Source organism: Pseudomonas sp. Colony2 (genome assembly GCF_019382755.1).
Classification (GTDB): domain Bacteria; phylum Pseudomonadota; class Gammaproteobacteria; order Pseudomonadales; family Pseudomonadaceae; genus Aquipseudomonas.
Window position 1 is genome coordinate 2,133,297 of sequence record NZ_CP080030.1, and the last position, 17,408, is coordinate 2,150,704.

Consider the following 17,408-nt stretch of genomic DNA (forward strand, 5'->3'; position numbering starts at 1 on the left):
AGACCGAGTTGTCTGCATCGCAGGCAAGCCAGCTCCCACATTGGTCCAGTGTTGTTCCCGGGTTCAGTGCTTGGCCTCGCGAATCATGTTGCGGGCGATCACCAATTGCTGGATCTGCGTAGTGCCTTCATACAGGCGGAACAAGCGCACATCGCGATAGAACCGCTCGATGGCGTACTCGCTCACATACCCGGCACCGCCGTGAATCTGCACACAACGGTCGGCCACGCGGCCGCACATCTCCGTGGCGAACATTTTCGAGCAGGACGCTTCGGTGCCGATGTTCAGGCCTTCGTCACGCTTGCGCGCGGCGTCCACCACCATGCAGCGGGCGGCGTAGATCTCGGCCTTGCTGTCGGCGAGCATCGCCTGGATCAGCTGGAACTCGGCGATCGGCTGGCCGAACTGCTTGCGCTCCAGGGCGTAGTTCAGGGCATCGTTGAGCATGCGCTCGGCGGCCCCGACGCTGACGGCGGCAATGTGCAGGCGGCCCTTGTCGAGCACCTTCATTGCGGTCTTGAACCCCACGCCTTCGACGCCACCGATCAGTTGGTCGGCCGGTACGCGCACGTTGTCGAAAATCACGTCGCAGGTGTGGGCGCCTTTCTGGCCCATCTTGTGGTCGCGCTTGCCCAGAGACAGGCCGGGGGTGTTGCGCTCGACAATGAATGCACTGATGCCGCCCGCGCCCTTGATGTCCGGGTTGGTACGGGCCATCACCGTGTAGATCCCGGCGTGGGGGGCGTTGGTGATAAAGCGCTTGGTGCCGTTGATGACATAGTAGTCACCGTCGCGCACCGCCGTGGTTTTCAGCGAGGCGGCGTCGGAGCCGGAGTCCGGCTCGGTCAGGCAGAACGAACTGAGCAGTTCACCGCTGGCGAGTTTCGGCAGGTAGTGCTGCTTCTGCGCCTCGGTGCCGTCCAGCAGGATGCCGATGGAGCCGATGCCGTTGTTGGTGCCGAAGTAGGAGCGGAATGCCGGCGAGGTGCGGCCCAGTTCGAAGGCCACGTTGACCTCTTCTTCCATGGTCAGCCCGAGGCCGCCGTAGGCTTCGGGCAGGGTCAGGCCAAACAGGCCCAGCTCGCGGAACTGGCTGACGATATCCGCCGGGACGTCATCGGTCTCGGCCAGTTCGTTTTCCCGGGGGATCAGCGCCTCGTTGACGAACTGCTGCAGGGTTTCCAGCAACAGATGAAGCGTTTCGGGGTCTCGGATCATGTGCATTCCTCAGCGGCCCGTTCGGCGGGCCTGTTGTCGTCAATCTGCCGAGGCCTTGCACCGATCTGTCTAGCGGGCGGCGGCCTCGATGTTGTTCACCATGTGCTTGAGACGGGGCCCGATGTCGTCCTCGAGTTTCTCCCGGGAAAGGTGAAAACTCGGTCCGCCACAGTTGAACGTCAGCAGCCCATGTTGTGCATGCAGCAGCGGTACGGCGATGGCGTTTACATCGCGGTGCCACTCACCGATCGACATGCAGTAGCCGAAGTCGGTGTAATCCCGGAAGGCACGTTCCAGACCCTTCCTGATGCCCGGCCAATCCTCCAGATGACGCTGGCGGATATGGTCGAGGATAAATTCCCGCTCGTTTTCCGGCATCGCTGCCAGGCAGGCGCGGCCTGCGGAACTCAAGTGCAACGGCAACCGTGTGCCGACCTGGCGGCGCATGGTCATGTTGGCTTCACCCTGGACCACGTCCAGGTAAACCATGTCCAGGCGGTCCCGCGTGGCCATCGCCACCGCGGCCTGGGCGTACTTGGCCATCGTCTCCATCAGCGGATGGGCCACGGCCCGCACCGACAGGTTCGACAGCATTGCGTAACCGAATGCCATCACGCCCACATCCAGCTGATACCGGCCTGACTGCGGCAGGTGCTTGAGATAGCCCAAGCGGGTCAGCGTATGGGTCATCCGCGTAATCGTCGGCTTTGGCAGCCCGGTCTTGCGTGCCAGCTCCTGGTTACCCAGCACGCTTTCGCTGGGGGTGAAGCAGCGCAGCAATTCCAGGCCTCGGGCCAGGGCGGTGACGAACTGGCGGTCCTTGTCTTCTTCCTCGTCGGCATTCATCGGATCGATCAGCAAGTGCTCGAAGGCGTGGTTGCCGGCAGGTGTTTCGGGTGTGTTCGGGTCCAGGTTTCGACGGCGCATGTTAGTCCCCCTTTTTTTAGAAAATCAACAAAACAAAATTGTATTCCGCACAGCGAAACTAATCAACTTTGCGTGGCGTTGTCTTTTTGTTTAATAAAACTCGTCTAAACAACGAGTTATAGCCCGATTTATCGGAGGGTCAGGTTTTTACGTTTACATCACGGCGACTCGGTCCTTATGATTATCGCTAAATACGGAATGTTGTTTCGCATAGCGAAACTGGCGATATCCGAACTAACAAGAACATTGCAGCAGGAGAATTTGTGGCCAGCCTCGACCAACCCGTAGTGCACCTCGACGTCCAGGACAATGGCGTCGCCGTGGTACGCATCCACCGTCCCGAAGTGAAAAACGCCTTGAACGCCCAGGTTCGAGAAGAGCTGGCCGAGCACTTTCGTGCCCTGGCCAAACGCCGTGATGTGCGCGCCATCGTGCTCACCGGCGGCGACCAGTTCTTCGTGGCCGGTGCCGACATCAAGGAATTCGCCAGCGCCAGCCCGATCGAGATGTATCGCCGCCACACTGAATACCTGTGGGAAGCCATCAGCCGCTGCCCCAAGCCGGTGATCGCCGCGGTGAACGGGTTTGCCCTGGGCGGCGGTTGTGAGCTGGCCATGCATTGCGACCTGATCGTCGCCGGGGAATCGGCGCGCTTCGCCCAGCCCGAGGTCAAGTTGGGCCTGATGCCGGGCGCCGGTGGCACCCAGCGCCTGGTACGCGCCGTGGGTAAGTTCCAGGCCATGCGCATCGCGTTGACCGGCTGCATGGTCAAGGCCCCGGAAGCCCTGGCCATGGGCATGCTCAGCGAAGTGGTGGCCGATGACCAGGCCATCCCCCGCGCCCTGGAACTGGCCGCGCAGATCGCCGCCTTGCCGCCACTGGCGGTGGAACAGATCAAGGAAGTGATGCTGGCCGGCGCCGACCTGCCGCTGGAAAGCGCGCTGGTGTTGGAGCGCAAGGCCTTTCAACTGCTGTTCGATTCGGCAGACCAGAAGGAGGGCGCCGCGGCGTTCTTCGAAAAACGCACCGCGAACTACCTGGGGGAATGACAATGGCTGATTCAATCAAGATCATGGGCCTGGTAGGCACCGGCGTGATGGGCGCCGGGATTGCACAGATTGCCGCTCAGGCGGGCGTGTTGGTGCGCTTGTTCGATGCCCGCGACGGTGCGGCGCAAACCGCTCGGGATAACCTCGGCGCCACGCTCTCGAAGCTGGCCGCCAAGGGCAAGATCACCCAGGCAGCGGTGGACGCTGCGCTTGCGAACCTGCAAGTCGCCGCCACCATTGAGGCGCTGCACGACTGCGACATGGTGGTGGAAGCCATTGTCGAAAACCTCGACGCCAAGCGCGGCCTGTTGCAGCAGCTGGAAGGTGTGGTCAGCGCGGCGAGCATCCTCGCCACCAACACCTCGTCGCTGTCGGTCACGGCCATCGCCACCGGCTGCCGACACCCTGAGCGGGTCGCCGGGCTGCACTTTTTCAACCCGGTACCGTTGATGCGCGTCGTCGAAGTGATCGACGGCCTGGCCACCGCACCGAAGGTCGGCGATGACCTGTTGGCCTTCGTTGCCCGTACCGGCCATCGCGGCGTGCGCGCCAAGGACACTCCGGGTTTCATCGTCAACCACGCCGGCCGTGCGTACGGCACCGAAGCCTTGAAGATGCTCGATGAAGGCATTGCCGAGCGCGGCGACATCGACCGTATCCTGCGTGAAGGCGCAGGCTTTCGCATGGGGCCGCTGGAACTGCTGGACCTCACCGGGCTCGACGTTTCCCACCCGGTGATGGAGTCGATCTACAACCAGTTCTATCAGGACCCGCGCTACAAACCATCGCCCCTGACGCGCCAGATGCTGGTGGGCGGACGCTTCGGGCGCAAGAGCGGACAGGGCTTCTACCGCTATGAAAATGGCCAGGTGGTCGACGGCCCGCAGCCGCAGCCGGTGCCTTCCATCAAGCAATTCCCGCCGGTATGGATCGCCACCGAAAACGCCGAAGACTACGAGCGCCTCAGCGCCCTGGTGATCGAGTTGGGCGCACACCTTGAAAGCGCGGCGCAGCCTTCGCCTGAAGCGTTGTGCCTGCTGGCGCCCTACGGTCTCGACGCCACCTCGGCCAGCGAGCGCTTCCACACTGACCCGGCACGCACCCTGTGCATCGACCTGCTGACCGACCTGTCGCGCCACCGCACCCTGATGCAAAACCCGCTGACGTCCACCGCCACCCGCGATGCCGCCCACGCGTTGCTCGCCAATGACGGTGTAGGTGTGACAGTGATCAGCGACAGCGTCGGCTTCGTTGCCCAGCGCACCCTGGCGATGGTGGTCAACCTGGCCTGCGACATTGCCCAGCAACGCATCGCCAGCGTCGACGACATTGACCAGGCCGTACAACTCGGCCTGGGTTATCCACAAGGCCCGCTCGCCTGGGGCGATGCCCTCGGGCCACGGCGCATCCTCACGATTTTGCAACGCATGAGCGAACTCACCCACGACCCACGTTATCGCCCCAGTCCCTGGCTGCGGCGGCGTGCCGTGCTGGGGATTTCCCTGCGTCATGAAGAGCCGGCAGTCGGCTGATTTCGATTCATCACAGGACAAGAATAATGGGTGCATTGACAGGTTTGCGGGTGCTGGACTTAAGCCGGGTATTGGCCGGGCCCTGGTGTGGCCAGGTGTTGGCCGACCTCGGCGCGGAAGTGATCAAGATCGAACGGCCACAGAGTGGCGACGATACCCGCGGCTGGGGCCCGCCGTGGATGAAGACCGACACCGGCGAGTCGTCCGGGCAGGCGTCTTATTACCAGTCCACCAACCGCGGCAAACTATCCGTGGCCATTGACCTGGCCACCAGCGAAGGCCAGGAACTGGTGCGGGCCCTGGCGGCCAGCTCCGACGTACTGATCGAAAACTACAAGGCCGGTTCCCTGGCGCGTTATGGCCTGGATTACGCGACCCTGGCCGAGATCAATCCACGGTTGGTGTACTGCTCCATCACCGGCTTCGGCCAGACCGGCCCGCGCGCCGAAGAACCCGGCTACGACTTCATCATCCAGGGCATCGGCGGCCTGATGAGCATCACCGGCGAGCGCGACGACCTGCCCGGCGGCGGCCCGCAAAAAGTCGGCGTGGCGTTCTCCGACCTGATGACCGGCCTGTATTCCACCGTCGCGATCCAGGCCGCGCTGCTCAGCCGCGAACGCACCGGCGTTGGCCAACACATCGACATGGCGCTGCTGGACGTACAAGTGGCAACCCTGGCCAACCAGAGCATGAACTACCTGGCCTCGGGCAAGGTGCCGCAGCGTTTCGGCAACGCTCACGCCAACATCGTGCCGTACCAGGTATTCCGCGCCGCCGACCGCGACTTCATTATTGCCTGCGGCAACGACAGCCAGTTTGTAGCGCTGTGCCACAGCATCGGTTTGCCGCACCTGCCGGAAGACCCGCGCTTTCGGCGCAATGCCGATCGGGTTGCGCATCGGGCGGAGATTGTCGAACTGTTGTCGGCGCACTTCCTGGGGCGCACGGCGGACGAGTGGGTGGCGAGTATTCACGCCTCGAAAGTACCGGTGGGGGCGATCAACAACATCGCGCAATCCCTGGAAGAGCCGCAGGTGATTGCCCGTGGGTTGATGGTGAAGATCCCGCATCCCAGGAATCCGCAGTTCGAGATGGTCGGCAGCCCGATCAAGATGTCGGGCACGCCGGTAGAGTATGTAAGGCCGGCGCCGATGTTGGGGCAGCATACCGATGAGGTACTGGGCGAGCGCCTCGGGTTGTCGGCAGAGCAGTTGGGGCAGCTCAAGGCAGGAGGGGTGATTGAGCAACTCGACTGAAGGATGGCGGCCCATAAGGCCGCCATCTTTGCGCACGACTTTTTAGCGCGCGACTTCTTTAAGGTAGGCAGTTCGGGCCGCAACGGCAGTCGGCGTGAAATCCGTAAACACACCGTCAACACCGGCGCGGAAAAAGGCCATGTATTCCGCCGCCGGGTTGCCCTTGTAGGCACCTGCCAGGTATTTGGCTTCGTTGCGGAAGGTGAAAATATGCACGAACAGGCCGGCCTTGTGCGCATCGCTGATCAGGCTGGTGGGCTTGAAGGTATCGACCTCGGGCAAGCCGGGGTTATGCGCTGAAGCGGCGGTCAGCGACATCGCTTGCGGCTTCCATGGCCCGATGCCGTCGGCGTAGGTCTTGACCTCGGCCAGCCCGGCCGGGGTCAGCATCGCACCAAAGGAGCGTGGGTCGCCGGCGACGGTCCAGCTGTAGGGGCGGCCGCTGACGAAGGTGTTGGGTTTGTCGGTGATGAAAATGGTCTCGCCTGTCTTGAAGTTCACCCCGTTCCCATCCACCAGTTGAACCGCCCTGGTTTGCAGGCCGATGGAGCGCAGGTATTTCAGGCTGTTCGGGTCGAAGCTCTGCACGAACACCGGCGCGTCTTTGCGATTGAGGTTGTTGTCTTCAAGGGTCTTGAGAAACGCCGCTTCGAACGGATGACTGCCCGGCGCGCCGCAGCCGTTGGCGATGGCCTGGGCATTGTTCCAGATCGGGTTCTTGCTTTCCGGGTAGGTGGTAATCACGCGGCCCGTGGCTGCGCTTTTGGCTTTCGCGATGTCGATCACTTCCTGGAAACTCAGGATCGGCAGCTTGCCGTTGAGTTCGGTCGGGCGCTCGTCGCGGGCATCATACGTCGTGCCGCCGATCCATTGCTTGAGTTCGGCCAGGGTGAAATCGCTGATTGACCAGTCGTTGGTATGGTCTTCGCCATCCACGATCAAGGACTTCAACACGGATTTTGGATCGTTGGGGTCAGTCAGATCACTCAGGTACTGGGCCGGGCCATTTTCTGCAGTGGCCGGATACCTGACGTTAACCAGTACACCCGGCACCGTGCGCTTGCGGCGTGCAACTTCGGGATTGGTCTTCGCGACGTCGCTGATGTTGGTGTTGTCGCTCAACCAGGGATTGTGCCGGGCCACCAATACACAGTCCTTGGTCATGTGCAGATCCAGCTCCAGCGAATCCGCACCAGCGTCGGCTGCATGCTCGTAGGAGGCCCGGGTTTCTTCCGGGTACAGTCCTGGCAGGCCGCGATGGCCGATAACCAGCGGCGGTGCACCGTCCAGGGTTTTGAACGAAGCAGGCGCGACAGGCGCGTTCCTGGTCACACTGTCACACGCGCTCACCGTCAGGCTGCATCCGATAACGATAAAACGGGCAAGCAGGGTTTTTACCGCTGGCGGGCCTGAGCGAGTGTGCATGTGTCGTCCTTCAAGAAGAGGGTAGGGGCGGGGTATCTGCGGATGTTGGCGTTGACGTATGACAGCGTCGTGACAGGAAGTGGCGTGGTGATTTTCCAGCGCGGCGCACCTGGGGTGAAGCAAAAATCTCACTGAATGCTTGACTTCTCCTTTTCAATCAGTAACATACGGCGCATTCCGCGATAGCTCAGTTGGTAGAGCAAATGACTGTTAATCATTGGGTCCCTGGTTCGAGTCCAGGTCGTGGAGCCAGATAGTAAAAAAGCCTGCAGCGATGCAGGCTTTTTTTTGCCTGGAATTTGTCCCGGACACTCGATTCAGGCGTGCCCTCGAAACAGACGATATTCGGCAGGCATGCACACCGCACAAGGACGAAATCCCGCGGCGACAGCCGTCGCTTCATCGAGAAAAAACACGCGATTTTTCACGTAGCCGCCACGCGCAATGGCTCGCAGCGCCGCACGACAGTCGAGCTTTCCATAGCGCTTGCCGCGACGGTGGCCGCCCAGCGTTCCCGGCTCGGGGCTTGGGAAGGGGCTTGCGTCTGCGCCCATCAGCATCCACACGTTTTTGTCAGCCATCGCCTGTCCTCCTGCCGTAGCAGCCTGCGGTACCTCCGCCATGTATCGCCGATCAGATCGGCTAGCGCACCCGGTTTCTTGCTTTTTTTATCACTCAAAAAGGCTCAAAGTCGGGCACGCTATCCATTTCTGCTTTTCGACAGGATTCGAACATGTCAAAACTTCCCGAAACGTCCAACGATCCCTACCAATGGCTTGAAGACGTCGACGGCACGCGTTCACTGGACTGGGTACGCGCCCAGAACCTCAGGACCGAAGACCGGCTCGCCCGCTCCGACAGCTTCAAGCAGATCAATGCCGATGTGCTGGAGATACTGGACTCGGACAGCAACATCCCCTACGTCGATAAGGTCGGCGCCTATTACTACAACTTCTGGATGGACGCCGCCCACCCGCGGGGCCTGTGGCGTCGCACCACGCTGGCGGAGTACCGCAAGCCTCAACCTGCCTGGGAAACGTTGCTGGACCTTGACGCACTGAACGCCGCCGAAGGCGAAAACTGGGTGTGGCACGGTGCTGATTTCTTGCGCCCGGACTACCAGCGCTGCCTGCTGGCGCTGTCCCGTGGCGGCGCCGATGCGAATGTCACCCGCGAGTTTGATCTGGCCAGCAAGACCTGGGTCGAAGACGGCTTCCAGTTGCCCGAGTCCAAGGGCGGCCTGGGCTGGATCGACCGTGACAACGTCTATGTCTATACCGATTTTGGTGAAGGGTCGATGACCCGTTCCGGTTACCCGCGCATCGTCAAGCAGTGGCAGCGCGGTACGCCGTTGAGTGCCGCCAGTCTTGTCTATGAAGGCGCGCTGGATGATATGTACATCGCGGCGATGCACGACGACACGCCCGGCTACGAGCGTGACTTCGTCAGCCGCACGCTGGCGTTCTACAACAACGAGCTGTACCTGCGGGGCAGCGACAACCAATTAAGCAAAATCGACGCGCCGAACTCAGCGGAAAAGTCGGTGTACAAAGACTGGCTGCTGCTGGAACTGCGGGAGGACTGGACGCTTGATGAAGTGTTTGTGGCCGGCTCGTTGCTGGCGATCCGGTTTGATCGCTTCATGGCAGGCCAGCGGGATTTCGAGGTGCTGTTCACCCCTACGGACAGCACCTCGCTGGCAGGGTTTTTCTGGACGTTGAATCACCTGGTGCTGAACGTACTGGATCACGTCAAGAACCGCCTCAGCGTCCTCACTCCCGGCGCGAACGGCTGGCAGCACAGCCCGTTCACCGGGGCGCCGAGCATGGGGACGGTGGGTGCCAGCGCAGTGGACAGCGACGACAGTGATGCCGTCTGGCTGGTGACCACTGACTACCTGACGCCGACCACCTTGTCGCTGGCCGAGATCGGTCATCCGCCCGAGGTACTGAAAACCCTGCCGGCCTTTTTCGATTCCAGCCAGCACGTGATCGAGCAGCACTTTGCGGTCTCCAGGGATGGCACTCGTGTGCCGTATTTCCTGGTGCTCGGGAAAGACCTGCCGCGCAACGGCACGGCGCCGACCTTGCTCTATGGTTACGGCGGCTTTGAATACTCCCTGACCCCGTATTACTCCGGTAAGGCAGGCCGCGCCTGGCTTTCGAAGGGCGGGGTGTACGTGGTTGCCAACATTCGCGGTGGCGGTGAATACGGCCCGCGCTGGCACCAGGCCGCACTCAAGCAGAACCGTCCGCGTGCCTACGAAGATTTTGCCGCAGTGGCCCGTGACCTGATCGACCGCGAGATTACTTCGCCCCGACACCTGGGCGCGGAGGGTGGCAGCAACGGTGGTCTGTTGGTCGGCAATATGCTTACTCAATACCCGGAACTGTTCGGTGCAATCGTCTCCCAGGTGCCCTTGCTCGACATGCAGCGCTATCACCTCCTGTTGGCCGGGGCGTCGTGGATGGGGGAATACGGCAACCCGGACGTACCTGAAGAGTGGGCGTACATCCAGACATTTTCTCCATACCACCTGTTCGATCCGGCGAAGGCCTACCCACCGGTGTTTTTCCTGACCTCGACCCGCGATGACCGGGTGCATCCAGCCCACGCCCGCAAGCTGGCGGCGAAGATGATCGAGGCCGGCAAGGACGTGACGTACTACGAAAATATCGAAGGTGGGCACGGCGGGGCGGCAGACAATGCACAGGCTGCGCATATGAGTGCGCTGGTCTACAGCTTTTTGTGGGAGAAGTTGAGTTCTAATCGGGACTGAGTGTTGCCAGCCTTAATTGCTGGTACGCCTGCACCAATTGGTCGAGCGTAAACCCAAGGTTCCTGCCGCTGGGATTGGGCAGAACCCACACCGCCGCACACCCCAGGGTGTGCGGTTGAAGCCCCCAGGCAATCTGCTTCTGCCCGCTCAACGCGCTATAGGCGGCCTTTCCCAGAAACGCCACATACCGTGGCGCATAACGTGCGATCTTGCGTTCAAAACCCGCCGCCGCCGCCCTGAATTCATCCGCCGACAACTGGTCCGCCCGGGCCGTAGGCCGCTCCACCACCGTGGTCAGCCCGCATTGGTATTGCAGGATCGTGCGGTCGCTCTCCGGCTGCACTTCATGGGGCGTAAACCCGGCCAGGTGCAGCGTGCGCCAGAACCGATTGCTCCTGCCCATGAAGTGATGCCCGGTGGTGGCGGCCTTCAGCCCCGGGTTTATGCCGCAGAAAATCACGGCCAGGTGCTCGGCCAGAATGTCTTCCAGTCCTTCACTCATCCGCAGATGACCTGCACGGCGTTGCGCGCCAGGGTGATCAATTCGGCGTGGGGCTTGCCCGCCCGTGCACGAATCGAAAGGCTGTGCACCAAAGACGCGGCGAGGACGGCGACGGCTGCCGGGTCTGCACCACCTTTCAACTCACCGGCCTCGATGGCCGTGCGCAAGCGGTTTTCGAGATGGGCGTCGAGTGCGTCGAGGCGCTGCAAAAGCACGGCGCGAATCTCCGCATCCTCCACCGCTTCAGTGGTTGCGGTGCCGATGATAAAGCAGCCCCGTGGCTCGCCATCCCCCGAAAAGTAGATCGACAACTGGCCTTCATATAAGCGCATCAACGCCTCTGCGAGGGTCAGGCTCGGGTCGTCCAGCGCCTCGTCGATGGCGGCTGACGCGAGGCCCCAATACTGCTCAAGTGCCTTGAGGTAGATCGCGTGTTTGTCGCCGAACGCCGCGTACAGGCTTGGCCTGTTCATCCCGGCGGCGGTGGCGATGCTGTCCAGTGAGGCGCCGGAATAGCCGGTGCTCCAGAACACCCCGAGGGCTTTTTGCATTGCCGTTTCGGGGTCGTAGGCCCGTGGGCGGCCACGGCTTTTTGCCTCTGTGATCTTTTTTTGTGCCATGGCGTACAAAAATCCTTGAGTAGAGGTGGGTGGATCGATATTCTTACATCATCGCACAAAATTAAGGCCTCAGAAATCCCGGGCTCAGCAAAGGTGATTCGATCATGAGCAATGCGTTGGAAAACACGACCCGCACCCCCTGGCGTTCACTGTTGATGGTGGGCTTTCCGGTACTCATTGCAGCGGCCGGGTATGTGTATTACCTCAAGGATGCGCCGTACGTATCCACCGATAACGCGTATGCCCGAGTGGCGAAGGCGTCGATCAATGCGCGGGTATCCGGGCAGGTCGTGGAGATCGCCGTGGAAGACAACCAGTCGGTACACAAGGGGCAGGTACTGCTGCGTATCAACCCCGAGCCGTTCCAGGTCGCGGTCGAGCGTGCGCAGGCGCAATTGAGCGTGGCGCGCCTGCGGATTGAAGGCCTCAAGGCCAGCTACCGGCAACAGCAGGCAGAGTTGCAGGCGGCCAAGGAATCGGCGGGTTTCGACCAGAAGGAATTCGCCCGCAAAAAGGCCCTGGTGGCCACCGAGTTCGTGTCCCAGGCCGTGTTCGAACGGGCCGATACCGACCTGAAAGTCGCCCGGCAACGCGTGGCGTCCGTCGAGCAGCAGATCGCCAATACGGTGGTGGCGCTGAACGGCAATCCCGACATCGAAATCGACCGACACCCGGCGATTCGCGAGGCCCAGGCGCAGCTCGACGAGGCGCAACTCTACCTCTCGTACGCGACGGTCTATGCCCCCGACGACGGCGTGGTGGCCAAGGTGGATGACGTGCAGGTCGGCGATTATCTGAACAGCGGCGCGCCGGCCTTCGCCTTGCTGTCGCCCCGTCGCACCTGGGTCGAGGCCAACTTTCGCGAAACCCAGATCACCCATATGCGAGCCGGTCAGCAGGCAACCATCAAGCTCGACACCTACCCGGATCATCCCTTCAAGGCGCACATCACCAGCCTGAGCCCGGGCGCCGGTGCCGACTTCGCGCTGCTGCCGCCGGAAAACGCCACCGGCAACTGGGTCAAGGTGGTGCAGCGGGTGCCGGTGCGCCTGGAACTGGACGATGCCAACGCGGACTTGCCGCTGTTCTCCGGCACCAGCGCCACGGTGACGGTTGATATCAGGACCGGCCCATGAACGGCGCACGTACTCTCCGGTTTGCGGCGTTGCTGGTGACCTGGTTGCAGGCGGTCAACGTGTCGCTGCCGAACTCGGCCCTGCGGTTTGTGCAGGGCAGTTTGTCGATGACGGATGACGAGGCGGGGTGGATCTTCACGTCGTACCTGGCGGCCAGCGCGATTACGTTGCCGGTGGCTCAGTGGCTTGCTGCGCGCTTCGGCGTGAAGGCGGTTTACCAGGCGGCGATGCTGATCTTCGCCCTCGGCCTGCTGCTCGCGACACAGGCCACCACCTCACTGCAATTCGTCGGCGCGCGGATCATCCAGGGGGCTGCCAGCGGCGTATTGGCGCCGCTGTCGATGGCCATCGCCCTGGAGACATTGGCCCCGTTGCAACGGCCAAAATTCGGCCCGTTATGGACGGCGATCGGGTTGCTGGGGATTGTCAGCGGCCCGGCGATTGGTGGCTGGATCAGCGAGCATTTCGGCTGGCGCTGGATGTTCTACGCCAGCTTGCCGCTGTTGGCGTACACCTTCTTGATCGTGGCGATGTTGCAGCAGGAGAAGAAAGCCAACAGCGCTGCTGCGTTTGATTTCGCAGGCTTCGCCAGCTTCACCCTCGGCGTGATCGGCCTGCAAATGGTCCTCGACCGTGGCCAGCGCCTGGAGTGGTTCGACTCGCCCGAGATCTGGCTGGAAGCCGCCACCAGTGCCCTGGGGTTCTACCTGTTCGCAATGCACCGGTTCACCTCGAGCACACACTTCATCAGCAAGGGGTTATTGCGCGACCGCAACTTCGTGCTGTCGACCATCCTGTTCTTCGCCGTCGGTTTCGTGCTGCTGCCGACCATGGCGATGACCTCGCCGATGCTGGATGAACTGCTGGGCTTCCCGCCCGACACCACAGGCTTCCTCACCATCCCCCGTGGCGTGGGGCTGCTGGGTGCGTTCTGGCTGATGAACAAGGTGCCTGCGCATCTCGACGGCCGCCCATTTGTGGTCGCCGGGATCGCCGTGGTGATCTACGCCAACCACTCGATGCTCGGCTATTCACCCTTGATGGACGGCTGGCCGGTGGCAGTGGCTGGCGCAATCCAGGGCGCGGGCCTGGGCCTGCTGATGCCGGCGCTTTCCCGGGTGGCGTTCAGCACCCTCGACCCGACGTTGCGCCCCGAAGGCAGCGGGCTGTTCAACCTGTCCCGCGTCTACGGCAGCACTCTGGGTGTGGCGGTGGTGCAGTGGTTCTTCTTCAACAACACCCAGGCGATGCACGTGGCGCTGGCCGGCCACCTGACTGTGCATTCGGTCCCCGCGTCGACGCCCCTGGCGGGATTCGCCGCGCTGAACGAAGCCATCACCGGCCAGGCCGCCTTCATCGCGGTGGTCGGCCAATTCAAGATTCTGCTGTGGGCAATGCTGGTGGTGAGCCCGCTGGTGCTGCTGCTGCGTAAACCTGTCACGACCCACTAGTTTTCCGGAGTGTGCGTAATGAAATCCCATGGGCTTGTTATCACGGCCGTCATGACCCTGTCCGCGTGTTCGGTTGGCCCGGACTATAAGGCGCCGTCCGTTACCGCTTCGCAGCACTATGACGTGCAGGCTGAGCAGCACGTTTCCTTCAGTCAGAAGGTCAGCGTCGACTGGTGGTCGACCTTTCATTCCGAAACGCTCGACAGCGTGATGCGCCGGGCCATTGCCGGCAACCTTGAGCTGACGGCAGCGGACGCGACGTTGCGTCAGGCCGCCGCTTCGGTGGCTGCGGCCGAGGGTGCACTTTTCCCGCAGGTGGATTTCGCCGCGCAAGCGGGCCGCCAGCGCGTGCACAACGCCGCTCGGCCAGCGGTGACGAACTTCTATGGCGTCGGGCCGCAGGTCAGTTTCGACCTCGACGTATTCGGCGGCAATCAGCGCCGGGTCGAGCAACAGCAGGCATTGGCCGATTTCCAGCAGCATCGCTTCGAGGCGGCGTACCTGACGCTGACGGGCGACGTCGCCAGCCAGGCGTTGCTGATGGCCTCGGCCAGCGCGCAGATGGAAGCGGTGCAGACCTTGCTCGCCACCGACGCGAAAAACCTCGAACTGGTGCGCGCGGCGCAACACAGCGGCACGACGACGCAGCTCGATGTCTCCCTGGCCGAAACGCGACTGGCGCAGGACCGCACCCTGTTGCCGCCACTCGCCCAGCAGCGCGATGCGGCGCGGCATGCGCTGTCGATCCTGGCGGGCAAGGGCCCGGCGGATTGGCGCGCACCGGATTTCGAACTGGCTGGATTTGCCTCGGCCACCACGCTGCCGGTCAGCTTGCCGTCCGAACTGGCCCACGACCGCCCGGACGTGCTGCAAGCCGAAGCCGAATTGCATGCGGCCAGCGCGGCGGTCGGCGTGGCCACCGCCAATCTCTATCCCCGTGTGGAGCTGTCCGCGTCACTGGCCCAGGCCGCGTCGGGCAATGGTGGTGCGGCGCTGTGGGGTTTTGCCGCCGGGTTGGCGGGGCCGATCTTCGATGGCGGAACTCTCAAGGCAGAGCGCCAGGCCGCCGTGGAGGGCTACAACGCCGCGCTCGCCAACTATCAGCAGACCGTCATCAAGTCCTTCGGCCAGGTCGCAGACACCTTGCAGGCGATCAACCACGACGCCGAGGAGTACCAGGCACAGACCGCCGCGCTACAGGCCGCCGCCAACAGTTTGCGCCTGAACCAGCAGGCCTATGGGGCAGGAGAAAACGGGCTGTTGCAAGTGCTGGAGGCACAACGCGCCTATGAGCAGGCCCTGCTCGGGCAGATCCGGGCGAGCACCGCCCAACATCTCGACACCGTGCGGTTGTTCGTGGCGCTCGGTGGTCGCTCGGTCAACGATTTCAAACGCTAGTGGAGCAAACACATGAGCTATTACGATGCACTTCGCGATACCCGTTTTCCTTTGCAGCATGGTTCGGGCGCGATGCCGGCGGTGGGGTTCGGGACGCTGTTCAGGGATTTGACGGCCACCACCCAGGCGGTCACGCAAGCGTTGGAGGCGGGCTTTCGCCATTTCGATTGTGCGGAGCGTTATGGCAACGAAGCGCAGGTCGGCGCGGCGATTCACGATGCGGTGGCGGCCGGTAAAGTCCGGCGCGAGGACCTGTTCATCACCACCAAGCTGTGGAACAACAACCATCGGCCCGAGCGTGTGGTGCCGGCGTTCGAAGCCAGTTGCCGCCGGCTTCAGGTGGAGGTGATCGACTGCTACATGATCCATACGCCGTTTGCGTTTTTGCCGGGTGACGAGCTGCACCCACGGGATGCGTTTGGGCATGTGTTGTATGACTCGGGGGTGACGTTGATCGAGACGTGGCGGGTGCTTGAGCGTCTGGTGGATGAGGGGCGTTGCAAGTCCATCGGGGTGTCGGATATCAGCCTGGAAACGCTGCGGGAGTTGGTGGCGGTGGCGCGGATAAAACCTGCGGTGGTGCAGGTTGAGTCACACCCTTATCTGCCGGAGTGGGAGCTGTTGGAGTTTTGCAGGCAGCATGGGATTGTGGTGTTGGCGTTTGCGCCGTTGGGGCATGGGATGAGGCCGCGGGTGCTGGATGAACCGGTGATTACCGGGATTGCACGGCGGGTGCAGAAGACGCCGGCTCAGGTTGCGTTGGCGTGGTCGGTGCAGCGTGGGGTGGCGTTTTTGACCTCGTCGGTGACGCCGGCGCGGATACGGGAGGATGCGGATATTTCTACGTTGCCGCAGGTGGCGATGCGTGAGATTGAGCAGGACATTACGACCCGGGTTCGTTTTAATCCGGTGATGGATACTGGGGTGTTGGGGTTTATTTCGCGGGAGAAGTGTTGAGTTTGGCCGGAGGAGGGGGGGGTACATATCCGTTATTTAGGTTATGGCTACTTATGGTTTCGCTCTTACAGCGAGTCACTTTGCAAAAGCGGCAGGGGGCAGTTAGATCAAGATCAAAAGTAAGAGCACGGCTGCTTGAGAGCCGACCTGAGTGTTAAAAGCAAAGGCAAAAGCTGCTTTTCTGTAGGAGCTGGCTTGCCGGCGATGCAGACAACTCGGTGAATCAGACACACCGAGGYGATGCYATCGCCGGCAAGCCAGCTCCTACAGTGSACCGTGCCCGCTTTAGCTTTTGATTTGGCTTTTAAACACTCAAGCCGGCCGGTAGGCCGCTGTGCTSTTGATCTGCTTTTGATCTTGATCTTRGGCGCCCCGTTAAACCACGCTGGCCGGAGTGAGGGCACACCGAGCCTAGGCGAGGTGCCGAGTGGTGGGGCAAGAGCGTTTTGCTTACTTTTGCGCTGTTCAAAAGTGAGCCGCTGTAAGAGCGGAACCGATATAAGCCATCACCCAAATAACGGATATGCCCCCTAACCCAACAACGCCCGAGCAAACTCATCAGACGCAATAAAGTCCATGGCCTTGCGCAACTCGCAAGCCGCCTCAGCCCCAAACACCTCATCAAACCGCACCGCCATCTGCCTGGACACCACCCGCGCCTCTTCGTATTTACGCTGCCCCGCGTCGGTCAACAGCACCCGCCGGCTGCGACGGTCCAACTCATCCACCCGCAACACCACAAGCCCATCCCGCACCAGCGGCTTAAGCGTATGCCCCAGGGCCGACAAATCCATCACCAACGACTGCGCCAGGTCGCGCATCTTCGGAGCGTCCCCATTGGCGATGTGGTTCATCAGCGAATACTGGGTGGCCTTCAAACCAAACGGCGCAAACGCCTCGTCATAGATCTGCGCCATACGACGGGACGCGCGCCGCACGGCTCCGTTGGAACAGGTGCTCGGGCTATTCAGGACAGGCGGTGCGCATTTCACAGGCTGATCACTCGCTACAGATCAAGGGTTAACCGAACGTTAATCCGGCAAGATGAATATTGACACATGCTGCAACAAATTAGTTGCGTATGCCACTAAACGCTATATCGTGGCATATGCCTCTATTTTGACCGGATGTCAGTGCAGTTGGCCCGGAACACAG

Annotated in this window: 15 protein-coding genes and 1 tRNA gene; 9 read left to right on the forward strand and 7 right to left on the reverse strand. The window is 62.0% G+C overall.

What is annotated here, in order from left to right; all coding sequences use genetic code 11:
- Positions 1-63: 63 nt before the first annotated feature.
- Complete coding sequence (locus JV201_RS09250) at positions 64-1,218, reverse strand: acyl-CoA dehydrogenase family protein (protein WP_177022149.1); 1,155 nt, start codon at positions 1,216-1,218, stop codon at positions 64-66.
- Positions 1,219-1,287: 69 nt separating this feature from the next.
- The gene (locus JV201_RS09255) at positions 1,288-2,145 is read right to left on the reverse strand and encodes an IclR family transcriptional regulator (RefSeq protein ID WP_008433245.1); all 858 of its coding nucleotides are present in this window, start codon (positions 2,143-2,145) and stop codon (positions 1,288-1,290) included.
- A 263-nt stretch (positions 2,146-2,408) separates the two neighbouring features.
- Here JV201_RS09255 and JV201_RS09260 point away from each other — a divergent pair, with 263 nt between their 5' ends.
- Genes JV201_RS09260 through JV201_RS09270 form a run of 3 tightly spaced genes read left to right on the forward strand, consistent with a single transcriptional unit; the run spans position 2,409 to position 5,985 of the window.
- Complete coding sequence (locus tag JV201_RS09260; RefSeq protein ID WP_003216721.1) at positions 2,409-3,194, forward strand: enoyl-CoA hydratase; 786 nt, start codon at positions 2,409-2,411, stop codon at positions 3,192-3,194.
- Positions 3,195-3,196: 2 nt separating this feature from the next.
- Positions 3,197-4,726 carry a 3-hydroxyacyl-CoA dehydrogenase gene (locus tag JV201_RS09265; RefSeq protein ID WP_219406781.1) on the forward strand — a complete coding sequence of 510 codons (1,530 nt, stop codon included), beginning with the start codon at positions 3,197-3,199 and terminating at the stop codon, positions 4,724-4,726.
- 26 nt (positions 4,727-4,752) lie between these two features.
- Positions 4,753-5,985, forward strand: coding sequence for a CaiB/BaiF CoA-transferase family protein (locus tag JV201_RS09270; RefSeq protein ID WP_003216714.1), 1,233 nt, complete (start codon positions 4,753-4,755; stop codon positions 5,983-5,985).
- Positions 5,986-6,027: 42 nt separating this feature from the next.
- Here the strand turns inward: JV201_RS09270 and JV201_RS09275 are convergent, their stop codons facing one another.
- The gene (locus tag JV201_RS09275) at positions 6,028-7,410 is read right to left on the reverse strand and encodes a glycerophosphodiester phosphodiesterase family protein (RefSeq protein WP_219406782.1); all 1,383 of its coding nucleotides are present in this window, start codon (positions 7,408-7,410) and stop codon (positions 6,028-6,030) included.
- A gap of 176 nt (positions 7,411-7,586) precedes the next feature.
- Between JV201_RS09275 and JV201_RS09280 the strand changes: the two genes are divergently transcribed.
- Positions 7,587-7,662, forward strand: a tRNA-Asn gene (locus JV201_RS09280).
- 65 nt (positions 7,663-7,727) lie between these two features.
- Here the strand turns inward: JV201_RS09280 and JV201_RS09285 are convergent.
- Positions 7,728-7,991, reverse strand: a complete 264-nt coding sequence (locus JV201_RS09285) for an Ada metal-binding domain-containing protein (protein ID WP_177122577.1) — start codon at positions 7,989-7,991, stop codon at positions 7,728-7,730.
- Positions 7,992-8,143: 152 nt separating this feature from the next.
- Here JV201_RS09285 and JV201_RS09290 point away from each other — a divergent pair, with 152 nt between their 5' ends.
- Complete coding sequence (locus JV201_RS09290) at positions 8,144-10,189, forward strand: prolyl oligopeptidase family protein (RefSeq protein ID WP_219406783.1); 2,046 nt, start codon at positions 8,144-8,146, stop codon at positions 10,187-10,189.
- Here the strand turns inward: JV201_RS09290 and mug are convergent.
- Together mug and JV201_RS09300 are read right to left on the reverse strand one after the other, a co-directional pair.
- Positions 10,176-10,691 carry a G/U mismatch-specific DNA glycosylase gene (gene mug, locus JV201_RS09295; RefSeq protein ID WP_219406784.1) on the reverse strand — a complete coding sequence of 172 codons (516 nt, stop codon included), beginning with the start codon at positions 10,689-10,691 and terminating at the stop codon, positions 10,176-10,178. The genes JV201_RS09290 and mug overlap by 14 nt on opposite strands.
- Positions 10,688-11,311 (reverse strand): TetR/AcrR family transcriptional regulator, encoded by a 624-nt coding sequence (locus JV201_RS09300; RefSeq protein WP_219406785.1) that lies wholly within the window; start codon positions 11,309-11,311, stop codon positions 10,688-10,690. Before JV201_RS09300 ends, mug begins: the two co-directional genes overlap by 4 nt.
- 104 nt (positions 11,312-11,415) lie before the next feature.
- Between JV201_RS09300 and JV201_RS09305 the strand changes: the two genes are divergently transcribed.
- From JV201_RS09305 to JV201_RS09320, 4 genes are read left to right on the forward strand one after another with little or no spacing between them, the layout of a single operon-like run.
- Positions 11,416-12,447, forward strand: coding sequence for an HlyD family secretion protein (locus JV201_RS09305; RefSeq protein ID WP_219406786.1), 1,032 nt, complete (start codon positions 11,416-11,418; stop codon positions 12,445-12,447).
- Entirely contained in the window at positions 12,444-13,898 is a 1,455-nt protein-coding gene (locus tag JV201_RS09310) for an MFS transporter (protein WP_219406787.1), read from the forward strand. The genes JV201_RS09305 and JV201_RS09310 overlap by 4 nt, the downstream gene beginning before the upstream one ends.
- A gap of 18 nt (positions 13,899-13,916) precedes the next feature.
- Entirely contained in the window at positions 13,917-15,296 is a 1,380-nt protein-coding gene (locus JV201_RS09315; RefSeq protein WP_087692935.1) for an efflux transporter outer membrane subunit, read from the forward strand.
- A 12-nt stretch (positions 15,297-15,308) separates the two neighbouring features.
- A complete protein-coding gene (locus JV201_RS09320) occupies positions 15,309-16,253 on the forward strand; it encodes an aldo/keto reductase (RefSeq protein ID WP_177122573.1) in 945 nt (314 codons plus the stop codon).
- Between the two features lie 530 nt (positions 16,254-16,783).
- Here JV201_RS09320 and JV201_RS09325 read toward each other — a convergent pair.
- Positions 16,784-17,170, reverse strand: coding sequence for a MarR family winged helix-turn-helix transcriptional regulator (locus JV201_RS09325; protein ID WP_003207888.1), 387 nt, complete (start codon positions 17,168-17,170; stop codon positions 16,784-16,786).
- Positions 17,171-17,408: the final 238 nt, after the last annotated feature.